Annotated in this window: 15 protein-coding genes; 10 read left to right on the top strand and 5 right to left on the bottom strand. The window is 41.8% G+C overall.

Going from position 1 to position 19,734, the window contains the following annotated elements; all coding sequences use genetic code 11:
* Window positions 1–191: 191 nt before the first annotated feature.
* Complete coding sequence (locus HWQ37_RS27940; protein WP_292753678.1) at window positions 192–2,066, bottom strand: glycosyltransferase family 39 protein; 1,875 nt, start codon at window positions 2,064–2,066, stop codon at window positions 192–194.
* Between the two features lie 102 nt (window positions 2,067–2,168).
* Entirely contained in the window at window positions 2,169–3,407 is a 1,239-nt protein-coding gene (locus HWQ37_RS27935; protein WP_292753677.1) for a glycosyltransferase, read from the bottom strand.
* 866 nt (window positions 3,408–4,273) lie between these two features.
* Between HWQ37_RS27935 and HWQ37_RS27930 the strand changes: the two genes are divergently transcribed.
* From HWQ37_RS27930 to HWQ37_RS27890, 9 genes are all read left to right on the top strand, one after another.
* Entirely contained in the window at window positions 4,274–5,197 is a 924-nt protein-coding gene (locus tag HWQ37_RS27930) for an energy-coupling factor ABC transporter permease (RefSeq protein WP_292753676.1), read from the top strand.
* Window positions 5,190–5,843, top strand: coding sequence for an energy-coupling factor transporter transmembrane component T family protein (locus tag HWQ37_RS27925; protein ID WP_292753675.1), 654 nt, complete (start codon window positions 5,190–5,192; stop codon window positions 5,841–5,843). Before HWQ37_RS27930 ends, HWQ37_RS27925 begins: the two co-directional genes overlap by 8 nt.
* A gap of 89 nt (window positions 5,844–5,932) precedes the next feature.
* The gene (locus tag HWQ37_RS27920; RefSeq protein WP_292753679.1) at window positions 5,933–6,697 is read left to right on the top strand and encodes an energy-coupling factor ABC transporter ATP-binding protein; all 765 of its coding nucleotides are present in this window, start codon (window positions 5,933–5,935) and stop codon (window positions 6,695–6,697) included.
* A 247-nt stretch (window positions 6,698–6,944) separates the two neighbouring features.
* Window positions 6,945–7,421 carry a hypothetical protein gene (locus HWQ37_RS27915; protein WP_292753674.1) on the top strand — a complete coding sequence of 159 codons (477 nt, stop codon included), beginning with the start codon at window positions 6,945–6,947 and terminating at the stop codon, window positions 7,419–7,421.
* 266 nt (window positions 7,422–7,687) lie between these two features.
* The gene (locus HWQ37_RS27910; protein WP_292753673.1) at window positions 7,688–9,550 is read left to right on the top strand and encodes an iron uptake porin; all 1,863 of its coding nucleotides are present in this window, start codon (window positions 7,688–7,690) and stop codon (window positions 9,548–9,550) included.
* Between the two features lie 150 nt (window positions 9,551–9,700).
* Entirely contained in the window at window positions 9,701–10,903 is a 1,203-nt protein-coding gene (locus HWQ37_RS27905; RefSeq protein WP_292753672.1) for a hypothetical protein, read from the top strand.
* Between the two features lie 594 nt (window positions 10,904–11,497).
* Window positions 11,498–12,160: a DUF1361 domain-containing protein gene (locus HWQ37_RS27900; protein WP_292753671.1), complete on the top strand. Its 663-nt coding sequence runs from the start codon at window positions 11,498–11,500 to the stop codon at window positions 12,158–12,160.
* 266 nt (window positions 12,161–12,426) lie between these two features.
* Complete coding sequence (locus HWQ37_RS27895) at window positions 12,427–13,527, top strand: AAA family ATPase (RefSeq protein ID WP_292753670.1); 1,101 nt, start codon at window positions 12,427–12,429, stop codon at window positions 13,525–13,527.
* 2 nt (window positions 13,528–13,529) lie between these two features.
* A complete protein-coding gene (locus HWQ37_RS27890; protein WP_292753669.1) occupies window positions 13,530–14,213 on the top strand; it encodes a DUF4276 family protein in 684 nt (227 codons plus the stop codon).
* Here HWQ37_RS27890 and HWQ37_RS27885 read toward each other — a convergent pair whose 3' ends face one another.
* Window positions 14,214–16,562 (bottom strand): putative PEP-binding protein, encoded by a 2,349-nt coding sequence (locus tag HWQ37_RS27885; RefSeq protein WP_292753668.1) that lies wholly within the window; start codon window positions 16,560–16,562, stop codon window positions 14,214–14,216.
* A gap of 378 nt (window positions 16,563–16,940) precedes the next feature.
* On the opposite strand from HWQ37_RS27885, the gene HWQ37_RS27880 reads away from it, so the two are divergent.
* Window positions 16,941–17,399 (top strand): MgtC/SapB family protein, encoded by a 459-nt coding sequence (locus HWQ37_RS27880; RefSeq protein WP_292753667.1) that lies wholly within the window; start codon window positions 16,941–16,943, stop codon window positions 17,397–17,399.
* Window positions 17,400–17,531: 132 nt separating this feature from the next.
* On the opposite strand, the gene HWQ37_RS27875 is transcribed toward HWQ37_RS27880, so the two are convergent.
* Both HWQ37_RS27875 and HWQ37_RS27870 read right to left on the bottom strand, forming a co-directional pair.
* Window positions 17,532–18,650 carry an acyltransferase family protein gene (locus tag HWQ37_RS27875; protein WP_292753666.1) on the bottom strand — a complete coding sequence of 373 codons (1,119 nt, stop codon included), beginning with the start codon at window positions 18,648–18,650 and terminating at the stop codon, window positions 17,532–17,534.
* A 640-nt stretch (window positions 18,651–19,290) separates the two neighbouring features.
* Complete coding sequence (locus HWQ37_RS27870) at window positions 19,291–19,512, bottom strand: DUF4327 family protein (RefSeq protein ID WP_292753665.1); 222 nt, start codon at window positions 19,510–19,512, stop codon at window positions 19,291–19,293.
* Window positions 19,513–19,734: the final 222 nt, after the last annotated feature.

Below are 19,734 nucleotides of genomic sequence, written 5' to 3'. Positions count from 1 at the left end.
CTCAGTCGTCTTTAGACGACTTTTGCTATTAGACTCAGAATTCATTCTGAGGCGGACTAGGTGAGAATGAAATAGCCCTGGCCTGTACCTAACTTTTCACGGGTATTTGGAAAACCTCACTTCTATTTCTCTCTCCTTCTAGGAGAGAGACTTTGAATTTGAATTGTTCAGGCTCAACAGTCCCCAGGTTATTAACTCTGCTGACAATGATAAAGTTCATATTCGTAGCCGTCTACGGTTGGCAAAGATTGAGTATCAGGCTTAACACATGTTTTCACGGTTTCTGCTAAGGGTGCGTGGAAGTTTACCAGCCACAAGTCAAAAGGTCGTGGTAATTTGTTTAAAGTATTTTCCAAAGCAATGGTGGAAGCATTCGGGTCTTGGTCTTGATGAGCTAGGAGAAATAGAGGATTTTGGAGTGAATTTCTAAGTTTAATCTCCCTCGCAACTCCCATCATTTCCCCAGTGTGTACATAAGTTTTATGGGTGGTGGCAATCAATACTGGTGTTGGGGATGTTTGTTGAATTAGTTGCACAAACAGGTCAGGGCGATAATATTTTTGATAGCCGAGATTGCAGACGACTGTAACTGCACTGAAAAATCCCATTAACCAAATTAACATTACGGCTTTTTTGCCGTTGATTCCCCATTTCCCGATGCTTGTTATCTCATTTTTCCCTGGCTCTGTTTCCATCCATTCTGTGGGAGGATGCCAACAAACGGCGAGACTTGCGCCCAGTAAAACCACGATCGCAGGAAAGTAAACAAAGTTATATCTAGCACCTCTGGTGAGGTCAATACCCAAAAAGTATGTAAATATAAAGAATAAAGCGATCGCACTGATAACTACTCCGATAAATACCTGAATCATTATCCGGTTTTCTAGGTGCTGTAGTTGAATCTTTAGCCCACGCAGCAAAATTGGTACTGCCCAAATAAAGAAAGTCAGCATCACCACTCCAGAAGGAATCACAACTAAAGCTTGAGAAGATTCAACTGGTAATAAGCAAATCATTGCAATCAATGTTCCTAAAGCTTGAAAAATTGGGCTTAACCAATCTAGTCCAACGCGCGAACCTTGAATCCACTCGGTTAAATTATCACGATTTTTATTCTCTAACCAGATTGGTATCCAAATTAAACCCGCCACACAAGTACCCATAGCAACGGCATAGATGCGCCGCCAGGGAGGAGAGAAGAAAAGAGAAAATTTGCTGCTAGTTTGCAATTGAAGCCAAGCCAGATAAATCAAAACTACGGCTTCTGTGCCGAGGGTAAGGGTGAAAAAATAATGGGTAGCAATACCTAAAGCATTAATTTCTATCCAGAAAAATGCTACCCATATAGGTAAAGGTGTGCGGTTTTGAATATGACGTGTGGCAATTACTAAGCAGGTGAGGGAACCAATTACCCATAAGATTGCCAAAGTGTAATGACGTGCTTCTTGTGCTAAAAATACACCGTAGGGTGATACTGCCATCATCGCAGCAGTCAAGTGTCCCACTAATTTTGAGCGAAATGCTACCTTACCTAATAGATAAACACATGGTATGGAGGCAGCACCGAATATAGCTGGTAGCAATCGCGCCCCAAATAGCGATACTAATCCTCCGTCGCTCTTAAATAATTTCATCCACAGGTAAGCCAGTACAAAATACAGTGGTGGATGATTATCTTGTGTAGCTAAGTTATGAATGACATCACCAATACTAGCCCCTGGGTTTAGTTGCAGTGGCTGTAATAGAATATCAGGTGCGATCGCTTGATCGAGGGGAACTGATAAAAAAGTATTCCCCAAGCTAAACACCAAGGTGGAAAACTCATCAGTCCAAGGAGGCTTTGCAGTCAGGTTGGTTAGGCGTAAGGTGATACCGAGGATCGACCATATTACGATCAGCAAGGGGTGAACCCAGGAAGGAGGGAGGCGAGTCTGCCAGTTATGCCAATGCTTGGGTTGTGAGCCAGAGTTTTTATCTGCCAGATGCAGGAAATGGGTAGCAGATGCAGGTAGCAACGAGATAATTTGTCTGTAAAAATAAAATGCACCTTGGAAAAAAACTCTCATTGCTGACCCTCACACTCATGGATTTGTAGATTTGACGTTTGAGATTTAAGTTCGTTCTAAAATCTAAAAACAAAAATCTAAATCTCAAATCCCTCGTTGTGATTATTTCACGTCTGTGACGCGCCAGCTAAGTTTTAAATTAATCCAGAAATTCCAGATGGTAGCAACTGCGATCGCAATCAACTTAGCTAAATACTCATTTATTGCCAAGACATTATAGAGAAAGTTAATTATTAGAGTTTGTAATATAACTCCTGCCAAACAGACTGCACTGAACTTCAAGAACCGCTTGAAACGCTGATGCGGATCGCGTTGTCTCTGAGAAATATCACTAAAAGTCCATAAATCATTCCATAGGAAATTATTTATGATTGCCACTCCCGCCGAAAGAATCGTACTGCGAGTTAAACCTAAATGAATCACAGTAAGCAGCAAGTAAAACACGGTTAAATCTACAAATACACCACTCAAGCCAACAAACCCAAAACGGATAAATCTACCGATGGGGAAATTGACTTTTCTACTCAATCGTCCTACTCGCCCTGTGGAAAGCCGCAACCGGACTAAGTGGTGGATGTAATCAATATATTGCTTCCATGTCACCTTACTCTCGCCCTCTTTGCGTTCGCAAAACACATACCCAACCTCGGCAACTTGGTCTACTTTCCCCCGGCCAATTACTTCTAGGAGAATTTTGTATCCAACTGGATTAAGTGTTGCACCTGCGATCGCACTCCGCCGCACCATAAAATAACCACTCATTGGGTCGGAAACTCTGCCCAATACCCCCGGTAAGATTACCAAGCCTAATAACTGAGCGCCACGAGACAAGAAACGCCTAACAACACTCCAGCTACTAACACCCCCTCCTTCTACATGACGGCTAGCTACTGCCAAATCTGCTCCCTGCTCAATATTACGCAACAGTTGTATTAGTACCTCTGGTGGATGCTGTAAATCTCCATCAATTACCCCCAATACACTCCCCCTAGCTGCTTGCCACCCACGAATCACTGCTGAGGACAGCCCCCGTTCCTGTTGTCGTCGCATCACCCGCAACTGGGGGTATTCTGTCGTCAAAGATTGCGCTATCTCCCAGGTTCGGTCTGGGCTATCATCATCTACCACTATTAGTTCATAGTTTCCTGCAATAGATTCATCCAGCAATTGAGTCAATATGCTGACTACATTCTTGATGTTGTCACGCTCTTTATAAGTAGGAATTACTAGAGAAAGATGAATAGAATTATCACCTGTACCCACGGGTTTGGGGGGCAACTCTGAAATCTTTAGCGGGCCAGTTGATACTGTTAACAGCGAGTTGGATGAGTTTATTTTCATATTCCAAATTGCAAAACGAGGGTGTGTAAAGTCCGTGGAGAATAGAGGTAAACATCTGCTGACTTTATTGACTGAACCTAGTTACTTAAAACCAGAGGAATACTTTTGTTACAGTTAGCTACTCTAAAATTTTAGTAATTTACGTACTTCGATTCCCAGTATTTTCCCAAATTTCATTTAAATTTTACATCTTACCTGTTGTTTTATGATATTATACGGGAAACTACGTATTTTTTAGCTAAACATCCTGTACCTTTAAGTAAACTAAGTCAGCAAATATACAGTTTATTAAGCATATCTTTATGATTTTTTAAGAATACTACGAAAAATATTAATTTAATATAGAATATCGTAAATTTTGGTAATAAGCTTATGCATTACTCTTTTTACAGCAAGGTAAAAGTGAAGTGCAAATGCTAATTATATGAGTTTATTATGCCGTAAAAAATTATTTGTTGATGCAATAATAAAATAAGTATCTAATTAATTAGACACTACAAAACAAAGAAAAATCAAAATTATTTTTTGAGAATTATAACTACTTCTCAATTGTTAGGATTGCTATATACCATTTTAAATGTCTAAAACCCTTGCGTAATAGGAATTACGAATTACGCTTTGCGGTAGTAGATATGTACAGTCCTGCTTTGCCAAATTTGTCAGCGTCTAGCCATAGAAAAAATAAGCTTAACAAAAATTAATATGTTACTAAATAGGTATACTATTTTAGTAGACATTCTATTGTAAATATGTCAAAAGTAGCACTATAAAATCCCCCAGTAGGGCATTGCCAAAAAGAGAAAAATTTTGTTTGTTATTACTAATGACGGCGTAGTTTTATAACCTCTAAGAATACAGGGTAGATCATGCATATTCCTGATGGATTTGTTTCTATTCCGGTGGCAGGGGCTACCGGTTTAGCGAGTGTGGCAGCGCTGTTTGTTGCCTTCGGGCGATCGCAAGAGGCTTTTGGTATTCGTCGTGCCCCGATATTGGGACTAACCACCGCCTTCATTTTTGCCGCCCAAACGATCAATTTTCCAGTAGCAGGAGGTACTAGTGGTCACTTGTTAGGGGGAACCTTAGCTGCGATCGTTTTGGGCAGTCCTTGGGCAGGAACGTTGTGTCTCGCCACAGTTTTAATTATTCAAGCCGTGCTATTTGCTGATGGTGGCATTACAGCCTTGGGAGCAAACATTTTTAACATGGCAGTAGTTGGGGTTTGGGTTGGCTGGGTTTTAACCGAAACCTTGCAAAGGCTGTTTGGTGGGTCTAAAGGGCGCTTACCCTTGGCTGCTGGGATCGCAGCTGGTGTAAGTGTAGTAGTAGCTGCGATCGTTTGTGCCATTGAATTAGCCCTCTCAGGAACTGCACCGATAGCGATAATTTTACCAGCCATGACAGGTGTGCATATTTTGATTGGTATTGGCGAAGGGCTAATTACTGGAGGTGTGCTGACTTATCTGGCCAGAGCCAGACCAGATTTGTTACCAGGCGAACAGCACAAGTTTCGCGGCTGGTCAGTGCCTATTGTCACCATTTTTTTGATTGCGGGAGTGTTATCACTCTTTGCCTCAGCATGGCCTGATGGTTTGAAGAAAGTTGCCCAAAACAAGGGCTTCATCAACTTAGCAAGTCAAGTAAGGATAATTGTGCCAACTCCCTTAGCTAACTATGGAATTGAAGGTTTGGGGCCGATTGGCACTAGTATCGCTGGACTGGTGGGGGCTGCGGTTTGCTTTGCTGTTGCCTTTGGAATTGCCAAGGTAGTGAGACCGAAGAATGCTTAAACTTTCCTTACCGCTACGCTTGCAACTGTCTCTAGTGATTGTGGTGGGAGCAGCTTTATTAAAGCATCATGCCTGGTATGAACTAAGTGTATATGGCGCGATCGCACTTTTTTGGGCTTGCTTCTTGCACGTACCAATTCGCCAATTGGGAGGATTAATCGGCACAGAATTGATTTTTTTGTCATTGCTAGCATTGCCCTTGGGATGGGAAAGAGCCAGTTTTTTGCTAGTTCGTTCGCTGGTTTGTCTGGTGACGATGAATAGTTTTTTGTTAACTTTACCGCCCCACAGTTTCGGTATTGCTCTCAAAAGCCTACCCGTACCAGCACCTTTAAAGGAAAACTTGTTATTAGCTGGGCAATATATGGAAATTTTGCTTTCAGAAGTGACGCGGATGCGGCGTAGCGCTCAATTACGCGGTCTGACTGGAACTACGGGATGGTTGCGCTATGCTAGTGCTGCCATGATTGGAGCTTTGTATCTCCGTAGTCTAGATAGAGCAGAGCGAGTCTATGGGGCAATGGTAGCTCGTGGTTACAACGGACAATTACCTATAGATTCTCCCCTTAAACCAAAAGAACGTTTTGCCTTATTACTAGCTTGGGCGATCGCTGGTGTTGTCACTCTAAGTTCTTACAAAATTTAACCTACTCTCCCTAAGACGCGATGAATCGCGTCTCTACAAAAGACGTGATGAATCGTGTTTCTACTACCTTAAATATTGAGTTGTCAATTTTGAAATCATTAACTTCTAATCCCCAATTATCAACCGATAAACCTCATGCAGCCGTAGTCGAGGTTGAAAACCTAGTGTATGCATATTCCCAGCAGGAGCCAGTATTACAGGAAATATCTTTTACCTTAAAGAAAGGCGATCGCGTCGCATTGATGGGAGCAACTGGTTCTGGAAAAAGCACCTTGCTAGAGAACCTAATCGGTTTAAAACAACCGCAAACAGGGAAAATTATCATTAATGGTATCCCCGTAGAACCGCAAACTTTACCCCAAGTGCGTCGTCAAATTGGCTTTAGCTTCCAAGATGCTAACGACCAGCTATTTATGCCCACGATCTTAGAAGATATTACCTTTGGGCCACGTAACTATGGGATATCACCAGCAGAGGCTAGCGATCGCGCCCGACAGTTATTAGCTGATTTTGGTCTAGAAGCTTACGCCAATCGTTCCGCCCACGAACTATCTGGTGGACAAAGACGATTAGCCGCTCTAGCCTCAATTTTAGCCCTAGAACCAACAATCCTAATTTTGGATGAGCCGACCAACGGTCTCGATCCAGCATGGCGGCGACATTTGGCGCAAGTGTTATTAAAGTTACCAGTGGAGGCGATCTTAATTGCCTCCCATGACCTACATTGGTTAGGTAGAGTCACGAAACGCGCTTTGGTGCTGTCTGGTGGTCGTATTCAAATAGACAGCGATATTCAACCACTTTTACAAGATGGTACTACTTTAGACCAGTTAGGTTTGCCAATAGATTGGTGATTTGGGCGTTAGGAGTTAGGAGTTAGGAGTTAAAAGTAGAGACGCGATGAATCGCGTCTCTACAAGAGTTAGGAGTTTTGTTTATCTCCTTATCTCCTTATCTCCTTATCTCCCTTGTCTCCCTCATCTCCCCAGTCCCCAATTCCCAATCCCCAGTCCCCAATTCCCAATCCCCAGTCCCCAATCCCCTCAATTACCCGTAATATTGGATACTATATTGTGGGTTTTATTGCCTGACGGGGTGTTAATGTCTGTTTTACAAAAATATACTGTTCTTGCTACTCTTAGCCTAAGCATTACTTTGTTCGTTACTAGTTGCAGCGACAACAAAGTTTCCCAGTGCCAGCGACTGATTCGAGTTGTGAATACTGGAACTTCTCTAATTGATAAAAATAAAGGAACGCAAGTAATAACTAGCATACAGCTATCTAAAGATTTAGACTTTGTGACTAAATCCATTGGAGAACTGAAGCTAACAGATCCGAAGCTGAAAGAATTTCAAAACGGTTTTGTCAAAATTTTTCAAAATCTTAGTCAAGCGATCGCTAAGGCAGGTAGAGCGCTTGGTGCAACCAAGACAGCACAAGCCTCAGAATCTGGTAGAGAAAAAATCCAAAAGGCTAGAGCCGAAATTGACTCAGCACTGACAACAGCTACAACTCTTGGCAAACAGTCAGATACATTAGTGAATCAGATGAATAAGTATTGTAGTCAGCCAGAGTGATCTATCTGGGGCATTGGGGATTGGGCATTGGGCATGGAGAAGAGACAAGGTAGACAAGGAAGAGGGGGGAGACAAGGAAGAGACTTCTTCAATAATTCCCCCTTGTCCCCCTTGTCCCCCTTGTCTCCCCTGCCCCTCTACTTTCCCTTGACACTCTGAACCAGGGTAACTTTTATCACTTTTTTTTCAAAAAATTTCCTGATATACACCAACTTTGTCTGTCAAAAGAAATATTGGTGCAAGTCAAATGAAATACCAGGAGTGATATGAGTCTACTGATGGCGAGTGTGCTGATAACAGCGCCAATGTCTGTGCTAAATTCACCAGAAAAGTCCGTAATTCTATCAAATAATCCGGTGCAGCAGTCAACACAGAATAATTTATCTCAAGTTGTCTCACCTGCTGAAATTACACCACCGGAATTCGTACAACCAGATATAACCACCTCGTCAGCTATAAAAAATAAGTACGAAAATATACTTAGAAAAAGTAGAGACAAAATTCAATTTATCAGTTCCCCTAACTTACCTAAATTAAAAGATACTCAACCTGTAACAGAAGTTGTACAGAATCAGGAAAATACAGAGGAATTATCCCAATCTCCCCATCTCTCAGACTCAGACAACCCAATGTCTCAAGTCACTTCAGTATCGCAATTCCAGGATGTGGAACCCTCTGATTGGGCTTTTGGTGCTTTGCAGTCTTTAGTAGAACGCTATGGCTGCATTGCGGGATACGCTGATGGAAATTATCTGGGGAATCGTAGCATCAGCCGTTATGAATTTGCGGCTGGTTTAAATGCTTGTTTAGAGAAGATTAACGATGCAATCGCTAACAATAAAATTAATACTGTTAATAATGAAGATTTAGTCTTGCTGCAAAGGTTACAGGGCGAGTTCAAGGCTGAGTTGCAGCAATTACACCAGCGTGTTGAGGCTGTGGAAAACCGGACTACTGAACTACAAAGTAATCAGTTTTCTACAACTACCAGATTATTTGGTCAAGCCATTTTTAGCGTTCAAGGAACCAATAGCCCCGATGTCGATTTATTTCCTAGAGATGGAGTACCTGAACGTCAGGGAAAAACCAATCTAACTTTCACAAGTAGCGCTCAACTAACCTTAGCAACTTCATTTACAGGGCAAGATTTGCTGTTAACTGGGTTGTCTGCGGGTAATTTGGGTTCTAATGCATCGTTGCTATCTACCAACATGGGACGGTTGGGTTTCGAGTCAAATACAGACAACAATCTAGTTATTAGTGACTTATCTTATCGATTTCTCGCCTCGAAGAACTTGGGAATTGTTGTAGGAACGGCGGGAGTCAACCCGATTAACACCTTTCGCGGTATTAGCCCTTTAGAAGGTTCTAGCGATGGTGCAATTTCTCTATTTGGTCAGCGTAACCCAATTTTAAGTATTGGTAACGGCAGTGGTGGTATAGGCTTTGACTGGCAGATTAGCGATCGCATCAGCTTACAAGGCGTTTATAGTGCCGAAATACCCAGTTTTCCTGGCGACAGCAAGCAGGGCGGACTATTTGGCGGTAGATATACTGCTGGCGCTCAGTTAAGTTTAGCACCCACAAATAACATCGATGTCGGCGTACATTATCTCTACTCTCACTCCCCAGATGGCTTACTGGGAGGTGGTATCGGCGATTCTCAACTGATTTCACCTTTTGCAGATCCTACAGCTTTCAATACCCAAGCCATTGGCGCTTCCGTTGCTTGGCGAATTAACCCTAACTTGCAATTGGGTGGTTGGGGTGGCTTTACTTCCTCTAAGTCATCTCACCTTTCTGGAAGTGTAGAAACTACTAACTGGATGGTGTTTGCGGCTTTTCCCAATTTGCTACGTCCTGGGAATTTAGGAGGCGTTCTTGTCGGACAACCGCCCAAAATTACTTCCAGTACTTTACCCGATGGCTTCAATTTTCCCAACTTTTCTGATGGGGGGACAGCAGGTGGACGCAATGACACATCAATTCACGTAGAAGTTTTTTACCGTACCCAACTCAGCGAGAATATCGCCTTGACTCCAGGCTTGTTTGTCATTTTCAATCCCGATCACAATTCTGCTAACGATGCATTAATAGTTGGGACTTTAAGAGCAACTTTCCGGTTTTAATTTTGCACTGATGTAAATGTAATCAAATACGCTATTTGCATACTGACTCATTCAGTATTAGATGCTTTCATTATTCAGTGATAGCAAGGAAAACTCATGCAGAAACATAAACGTATTTTTTTTATAGGTGATTAAAGGAGCAAAATTTTCATGAAATTAAATTCATCAACTCATTTGTATAAATTGGGTTGTGCAGTTGTTAGCAACAGCTGTTTAGCCGCAGTCTTCATCGGTTTAAGTGGAACAAATGCTTCTGCTCAAATCACAATTCAAAGCACTGGCACATTATCGGGTACTATCCAACTTCCCAGAAATAATCCCAATTTCAATCAAAGTATTACTCGTGTTGATACAGACGATGCAGGGACTTACTCTCGGAACTTAGGTACTAAGAATAATCCTAATTACGTTCCTGTGTACAAGTCAGACTATGTGCAGGTACAAACTCGTAGTGATGGTAGTCTGCATTATTTTGTTGACTTTAAAGGCATTCCGATTGTCTCCTTTAATGGCGTTCTCACTTCGCCGATTCTCTCTGGCGGTGAGTTGACACCTTACAAATACCAGGGACAATTGGCAGGAACCACATTTCAAGGAGTAGTCCAAGATGAATTTAATCTCACAAAAGCCTTATATACTGGTACTGTCACCGATCCAAACACTGGAAACCAGTATCAGGGTACTTTTGAAGTGAGTGGATATGGAGTTAGATATAGCGATCGCAATGGTAGCGCAACCCCCACAGTCTTTGATTTCAAATCCGATCTCCCAGGTTCGCCAAAGGTGACATCTTTGCAAATGACTAACTCACCCCTAGCAAGAATACAAATTAAAGTCCCTGCAACTGCAACTCTCATAACTCCTACACCAACTACTGGTAGTACACCGACTCCCCCACCAGCAACTAGCGGTGGGAGTACACCCACTCCCCCGCCAGTAATTAGCGGTGGGAGTACAGCCATTCCCCCATTAGTAATTGATAATAGTGCGATCGCTCCTACATCCGCAGTTAGTGGTGGTGCGATCGCTCCTGTGTCCTCAGTTAGTGGTGGTGCGATCGCTCCTGTATCCTCAGTTAGTGGTAGTGCGATCGCTCCTACATCCGCAGTTAGTGGTGGTGCGATCGCTACCTCGACACCTACAACCTATACATCTGGGTCTAATTCTCCATCACTTTCTACTACACCTAATATGGAATTGAGTAATGGTAATTCTCTAGAAGTCAATCAAGTAGTTGTCAACCCTGCAACCCTTGCTCAAACTGCTTGTTCACAGGATTCTGTCAAAAGTTGTACAATGCCTACTGCACCCAAACAAGCGATCGGTCCCCGTAGTCGAGTGCTACTGCGTTAGTTAGGGACTTTCAAATCAAAAATATCCTTGCCCTCATCCCCTAACCCCTTCTCCCAATATGGGAGAAGGGGAACTAGAGAATTTGCTCCCCTCTCCCATTTTTGGGAGAGGGGCTGGGGGTGAGGGCAAAACTCATACAGTCAGATTCAGGCTTCTCGCCCATCCCTAAGCAAAGGCTGACTTGACATTTTGGGTGCTTCTGGAACTCTAGTAGGGCAAAATGAAATTAATATAATAGTCAACACAGGGGCAACATTGCAATTAAAAAAGTCTACCATAAGTTATTCGCGGCGTTTTTGTTGCTCAGACTACCTTTTGGTAGTATGTTTTACCCTGATGATTTTCTGGCTATACTAGTGGCTGAAGCCGATTGATTGATAAATTTCATCCTCTAGCATGAAACACACAAAAACTATAAGTTTTGGATATATATTCAGTATGTATTTACTTTTAAATGACACAAAAATATTGTTTGATGTTAGAAGAAATTAGTTTTCTTGGGAACTACAAAAACTTTATCAATCAATTACTGAGCTTAACACTAACACTACAGAGTGAATATACATCAATCAAATATCTTCCGAGTAAGCACCTATGAAAGAAGAATTGATCGCCAGAGTCATGCAAGTCTTGCGAATTAATATGAGTTGGATGACTTGGAATTTGTTTCTGGCTTTTATACCTTTAGCTTTGAGTGTCTGGCTATTTCGCACCAGACGCGGTGGCTCTTGGCTTTGGTGGCTAGGATTCTTAGTTTTCTATGCTTTCTTACCAAATGCACCCTATTTGTTGACTGATGTAATTCACTTGATCAACGATATCCGCATGATTCAATCGGTGTGGATAATTACTTTAGTACTTATTCCTGTCTATTTGCTAGTAATTCTAGGTGGATTTGAAGCTTATGTAATATCGTTAATCAATTGGGGACATTACTTACATCGCATCGGTAAGAGCCAATGGATTTGGCGCGTTGAGTTAATTACCCATTTTCTTTGTGCTATTGGTGTCTATTGGGGGCGATTTTTGCGTTTCAACAGTTGGGATTTTATTACTCAACCCGATGCCGTATTGACCAAAGGTGTTGAAGAAATTCTCGGTAAACAGCCATTGGTGATTATTACTATCAGTTTTGTGATCCTTATCGGGCTGTACTGGATTATGAAACGAGTAACTTTAGGTTTAGTCAAACAACCCAAAAATGCATATCCTATAAAGACACAATCAGCCGATCCTAACACCCCAAATGCTGGATGAGCAAGTACAGCAGAATTCAGAATTAAGGAGTCAGAATGGGCTATGCCCTGCTACGCTAACAGAAGTAAAACAGGCTTTATACCTGCCTTTGAGACCTTAAAATTCGCTGTATATCAAAGCACGCTTAATACGAAAATTTGTTTATGGTCGCACGGTTAACCACATCTGGCTTATCAAACCTACTCTAAATGCTTGCTTTACTAGAAGTCTGTGAGTGTTAGACAAGAGGAAGCAAATACACATTTACGGATTCAGGAGACCGACTTTTGAACAGGCTGCAACGATTAACCCTTAACGGATTCAAGTCTATTAAGGCTATGGATCTTGAGTTGCGTCCCTTAAATATCTTGATTGGAGCAAACGGAGCAGGAAAAAGCAATCTCATCTCGTTCTTCAAGATGCTTAATGAGATGATGGCTGGACGCTTCCAACAATATATCGGTATGTCAGGGCGCGCTCAATCCCTCTTGCACTTTGGGCCCAAGATAACTCCTCAGATAGAAGCAAAATTGGAGTTTGAAGTTGAAAACGGGGTAGATACATATAATCTGCGGTTATTCCATGCCGCCGGTGATACCCTTTTTTTCGCCCAAGAGACATTGAGCTTTCTGCAAGCGGGTTGGACATCCTCAAGGATTGATCAGTTGGGTGCAGGGCATCAGGAAACAAAAATTAGTGAAGCAGTAGAGGAAGGTAAACCAACAGCCAAAACGCTTAAATATTTGCTTGATCGTTGCCGTGTATATCACTTTCACGATACATCTTCTACGGCGGGAGTGCGGCAATCCTGTTACGTTGGCGATAACCGATGGCTCATGCCTGATGCCGGAAATTTAGCTGCATTACTTCTGAAATTCCGCGAAGAAAATATTTCAACTTATCAACGTATTATCGGAACAATCCGTTTGATTGCACCATTTTTCCATGACTTTGTTCTTGAGCCAGATGCATCTAATCGTGTCATTCTGAACTGGCAAGAAAAGGAGTCAGATAGTGTATTTGGGCCGCATCAATTTTCAGATGGCACTTTACGCGCTATATGTCTGGTAACACTGCTCTTACAGCCAGAGGATGAACTACCAAAACTCATCGTTGTTGATGAGCCAGAATTAGGTCTTCACCCCTATGCTCTAAATGTTGTGGCTGGCTTGTTTAGCAAGGCTTCGCTGCATACGCAAATTCTCATTAGCACCCAATCTAGCTCCTTCTTGGATAATTTTGATCCTGAAGATGTAATTGCGGTAAACCGGGAGGGAAAGGAGTCGCAATTTAAGCGTCTCAATCCCACAGTATTAGAAACTTGGCTCGACGAGTACAGTTTGGGAGAAGTCTGGGAGAAAAATATCATTGGGGGAGGACCACATTAATTATGCGCCTCTACCTATTTGCTGAAGGACAAACCGAGCAGACATTCGCCGACACTTTGGTAAAACCGCACTTAGCTCAACATCAAGTGTTTATGCACTACCCTCGGCTAATCGCTCACGCCAGAAAAAAGGGGAAGGTGCATCGCGGTGGCGGACGTAATTACGAGCCAATGAAAAACGATATTCTCCGCTCGCTCAAAGAAGATAATAATCCTGATGTATTCTTCACTACTATGATTGATTTATATGCTATTGCTCCTGATTTTCCGGGATTGGCTGAAGCTGAAAGTCTGCGCCAAAATCCTGTGCAAAGGGTCGAATTTCTAGAGCAACGTTTTACAGAGGATATCAGTGATTACCGCTTTATCCCGTACATTCAGTTACATGAATACGAGGCATACCTTTTTGCCGATCCAACGTGCTTTGAATATCTTGATGCTGGGCGTACAAAGGAGATTGAGGCTCTTAAAGCGATCGCTAATCAATATGAGACACCTGAGTTGATCAACGACGGACAGCAGACAGCTCCGAGTAAACGCATTATCGCTCAGTTTCCTGATTATGAAAAAGCAAAGTCTGCTTTTGGACCACAGTTGGCTGAACGAATTGGACTAGAAGTAATTCGGAGCAGGTGTCCCCACTTCAACATCTGGCTGTCACGCCTAGAATCATTGAATCACTCTTAACTAATTAAGTTTTCGTCGTGCTGCTGCTAAAATTAGACGTTGTTCAGCACGAGCGATCGCTTGATATGTTCGCTCCACTGCTTCCGGTTCCACGGAAATGGAAGTAATACCCCATTCCACTAATTTATCAATAATTTCTGGATAAAGGGCTGGTGCTTGACCGCAGATTGAACAAGGGATACCGGCACTTTCAGCCATTTGGATCAGTTGAGCGATCGCACTCATCACTGCTGGATGACGTTCATTAAATACTTTTGCTAGCTGTCCTTGTTCTCGATCTACTCCTAGCAATAATTGGGTCAGGTCATTTGTACCAATAGAAATTCCCGCCACACCTGCTTTAACATATTCTGGTAATAAAAACAAGACACTTGGCACTTCTGCCATGATCCACAATTGAAACTGCGCCACCTCGGTTAAAAAAGCTTGCTCAACTTTGCGACGGCAAAAGACAAATTCTTCTACAGTCCGTACAAAGGGCAACAGTAGGTTGACATTGGTGTAGCCAGCTTGCTGTACACTCGCCAAAGCTTTCAGTTCCAATTCAAATACTGCGGGATTTTGTAAATAGCTAAAAGTGCCACGTTCACCTAACATCGATTGTGGCGAAGATTCTAAACTATCACGCAACGATGGTAAATCTTGCGATCGCCAATCTAAAGAACGATAAAAAACTGGTCTTGGTGCAAAAGCACGGGCAAACTGCATAATCTGCTCAGACCATAACTCTAACAATTCTGCCTGATGCCCGTTTAAAATCCAACTATGGGGATGTTGCCCGTTCAATATATTTAGTACCATCAATTCTGAGCGCAACAATCCCACTCCATCTACAGGCAAGTTTTGCACTTGTTCTATTAATGTGGGCTGACTCAAATTAACCAGCAGTTGGGTAGCAATCATAGGTAGATGAGACGTAACAGCAGCATGGGGCGCTTTTGGGTTTAGGTGATGGGGGGAAAGAAGATTTTCTTCTCTCCCTCTCTCCATCTCCTCCTTTGAGTCTCCTTTGATCCGATAAACTTCTCCTCTGTCGCCATCAAGCAATAGTCGTTCGCCAGTTTGGATTAAAGTTGTGGCAGATGTTGCGTTAACTACTGCTGTAATACTTAATTCTCTAGCCAGAATTGCCGCGTGACTGGTTAATCCCCCTTGTTCTGTGATAATACCAGCAACTTGTTGCAATAATGGCAACCAATCAGGTGTAATCGTTGGTATTACTAAAATCACTCCCTTGGGTAGTTGTTCGGGTTTATGTTGCGGATTAATAATTACCAGGGCAGTGGCTACAACACGTCCCCCTGCTGCCCCTAGTCCCCGAATGAAGTGTGCATGGGGAATTACAGATTGGGAAGGACTAACTTGTGTAATGTAGAGCTTGCTAGATGTAGTTTGGCCGGCGATAGTCCATTTAATCGTAAAGGTTTTACCTAGTTCACTTACCAGTTGATTTCCCAGAGCAATTATTTGTTGTAAATATTCTTCTTGTAAAGAGTACTGTTTTTGTTGGGCTTCTGGAAGTAGATAGGTAATTAGACAAGTGCGATCTGGTATTGGTGCTGAGTTTGGTATGGGTTGCGAAAAAGCTCCAGAGGCTGCATCATCAAAGCCATAAGCCAGCATTTTATTGCCCAGTTGCTGCTCAAGCACAACCCCAGTTTCCGGTTGAATATAGTAGACATCTGGCTGTACTTCGCCAAGAGCGATCGCAATTCCTAATCCCCAAGTAGCTTCAATTTCCCATCCAGAAGGGTTGGCCTTGAGTAAACCACTAGCGATCGCATTCTCAACAGGTTGTACCAAAACTGCCAGATTAATTTGTTGCAGATTAATTCCTGAGTGCTGCCAATATAATAGACTTCTGGCCCGAAATATCTGGCTCCAGGTACGCTTTAGAGCCAATGCGATCGCATCCGGTTCGCACTGGCAAAATACCGACTCCAGCAAACCCGATATATTCTTCATACCTGGGTTAGCAGTCGATACAGCCAAAGTTGGCCGAAGAATCAAACAGCTAGTTTGCCATTCTCTAGCTGCTTGGAAAATTGTACTTACGCACTGCTGTGCTACAGTCGCAGTCAAAATTTCTTGGCGCAAGCGACTAGCCACCTGCTGAAGTTGTCGCCAATTAGTGACATCCAGGTGTAGCGAAGAATGGGGTAAGTCAGCTACTAATGATTCTGAACTATTGAGATTTTCGAGAAATTCTCGCAGAATTTCTGCCGAAACGACAAAACCAGGCATTACCGGATAGCCACGCTGGATAATTTTGCTTAAGTAAAACGCTTTGTCACCTACTTTGGCGCGGTCTTGTAGTTTAATTTGGTCTAGCCAGTAGAGTTTATCCACTCAATTTTTTAGTTGTCTATTTGTAGCCACAGCCATTTCTTCCTGGTATGTTATCAGGTTAATCTACTGACTCCCTCGGCTGAGAGTAAATTAAAAAGTACTCAGGACTTATGTACTTGGTAAATCCTTTTCTCAGTATCAGGCTGATGCCGTGAGTGTCAGCCGATTTTTATTGAAAAATCATCCTAACAATGGAAAATATTAATTCTCAGTTTAAAACCATTCCTAAATTGATATAATCCAAATATGAGAGAGTCTATTGCACTACACTCATTAGATTAAACTCCATTAATAAAACATTAGAATAGTTTTGTGCTATTTTTATAAAAATATTACGATTTAATCTAATACATAGAATTTTCCATATCAGATTAAACATTGCCAAACACTTACTACATTGCAACTAATGATTGGCTGAATATCAGCTTCCGGCTATGTATTGCATTGCTTATTGGAGCAATTATCGGTTTAGAACGGCAAATTAGGCGTAAACCAGCCGGTTTAAGAACTTATATACTCGTGAGTTTAGGTTCAGCCTTATTTACTTTGATAATCATGCAAACAGAAGGACTGCAAACTAGTCCTGATGCACTTAGCCGTGTGATTCAGGGGATTGCAGCTGGTATAGGATTTCTCGGTGCTGGGGAAATTGTGCGCCAATCTTCCCAAAAATCACAGCAACTTGAAATTCACGGACTCACCTCAGCAGCCGCTATTTGGGTTTCATCTGCATTGGGAATTGCTGCTGGCTGTGGTTTATGGCAATTAGGATTAATCGGCGCTATGCTGACTTTTTTGGTTCTCAACGTTTTTACAAGGTTTGAAAAACGTCCATAGTCAATTAGCAGGTGATTAAGATTTTAGGTTTATACATAAATTCTTAATCACCTGATTTTTTTGCTAATAACGCTTTTAATTCAGGCTATCTCTAGAGAATTAAACAGCCCTGCTGTCAGCAAAAACTGTCTTTTATGCCCGTGAAAACTTTTTGCGTAGCTGTCCCAATGGAAACTCTATAAACTTGTAAATCAGATAGGCTAATCCCAAAGAAATTAATAGAGCAATTACTGCTTGGATAGCTTTAGGCAAGTTGGGTAAATACTTCCAAACTGCGAATATCACAGTATAATGAGTGAGGTAAAGTGAATAAGAAAGTATGCCGAGAAAGCGCATCCACTTCAAATTTAGCACTGCGAATAATCCCCAGTTGGGAAAACAAATAGCGGTAATAAAGACTGGGTATAAGGCAAATCCTTGTATGGTATAACGAATGGTTGAGCGAAACTCAGGAGAGCGAGATATGCATGTAAAAAGAATCACGATTATTCCTAAAGGCAACAAGAAATACCTCCAGAGTTTATTAGAGTAATCTTGGGTATCCAGCATTGGATTACCACTGACTGCTAATGCACAACCAAAAAGAATACTATCAACCTGGGTATCTGTTCCAAAAAATATACGTTGTTCAGGTACGTGAAAACGATAAACCAGAACACACCGCCAAAGTAAGACAACTAAACATAATCCCCAAAAAATAAATCTTTGTCTGCGTGAACTGACACCAAGTTTACGTAGAGCTAGATAAAACAGTGGAAAAAGTAAATAAAAGTGTTCTTCGACAGCGAGAGACCAGTATACTGAACTACCAAGAGTTTCTCCAGCCCTGCCAACAAAAATTTGATAGTAGTTAGCATAGTGTAGAAACTGAGACGAGAAGCCTGGTAGGAAAATTTCTCCATCAAGTAATTTTAAGATAGTTAAGCCCGCTCCTAAGCACAAGACTAGATAAAATGGCGGCCAAATACGCAGGATTCGTCTTAGATAGAATAGCTTAAAATTAATAGTCTCATTGCGATCGTACTCTTGTCTCAGAAGAGTTGTAATTAAGTAACCACTGAGAAAGAAAAATATTGTTACGCCGAAACTTCCGGGAAAAACCTTCGCAATTCCTGTGTGGGAGAAAAAAACAAGTATGAAAGCAAGAATTCTTATTCCATCAAGGGATGGTATGTAGAATTTTGAGTGAGCATTCACACTGGACAAAAGCTCTGGATTAGTTACAGGTGAAGGTGTTAAGGATTTTTCCACAAATCTTTCTCATTGACGGTGCAACAGAACATTTTGATTATCCCATCTTCCTTACCCAGAACTGTCATGTACCATCAAAAGAGGTATATCTACAGGATATTACGTAAGATTTAAGCGAAAACCTGATTCTCAGCTAGCGGTAATTCATGAATGATCGCTAATTTCGTTGTCTTGTGTGTAATGTAAGTCTTTCAATGCGTACAAATGAACTACTAAGCCAAAGGCTGAAACCCGCTCCCAGACCAGAGCCAAAAATGATGTTTCTCGGCTATCAGTGAAATTTTAGGCGATCGCAGATCAAAAACGGTCAATTTATGGCCTCTGGAATTGAGCATTTTTTTAGAGAATATCGCCTAAGTCCGATTGTGTAGGGGTTAATCAGGCATACATTTTTGGAGAAGAATTAGTACATTTGTTTGCATCGAAAGGGCTGGGGGTCTTACCCCCTATTCGCCAGCTGTATCCGTAAAAGTTGTCGTGGATCTTATTGTTCACAAATGATTTAGGACTGGTATATTACTTTAATAATCTCTTACTTATAACCCCCCATTAATTCGAGGGTTCTTAATATTGAAAAATGAATGTGTAATTTTGATTTTATTAGGATGCAGCTAATGCAGGTTCGCTTCTAAATGCAGCCTCAATCGTCTTCCCACGATTCGTGATTCAGTAGGTCGATAATTCTATCTCTGAGTAGAAATTCATTTTTTTCTAACTCAAGTTCAAAATTAACCCAGTCACGATGAGGAATATATTTACAGATGGTGTAAATTGGGTGCTGACGGTTAAGAAGTCCCTTTTTAACAAGTTGAAGTGCTTCTTTCTTGATAACCTCTATGTCGTATTTAACCGTAGTGTTCATCAGTCCTTCCTTTGTTTTCAATCAAGGAATTAAGACTCAAAACAATAGTTGCTTTGACTCTCCCTTAAACTTATCAAATAAAATTGGCGAGAATTGTGAAGAATCAAGACATTAATAGTTGCTGGAAGTTTGATACATCAGATTTCAACTTCTCAACGAACGCTAACAGCATATCGGAGACAGAGGCTACGCCAATGTGAGATACAGAAATCCCCTCACTAC

The sequence above is a fragment of the Nostoc sp. NMS4 genome (genome assembly GCF_017115095.1).
In the GTDB taxonomy this organism is placed as follows: Bacteria; Cyanobacteriota; Cyanobacteriia; order Cyanobacteriales; family Nostocaceae; genus Nostoc.
Note: the sequence above shows the minus strand (reverse complement) of the source record. Positions and strands in the feature narration are given on the sequence as shown.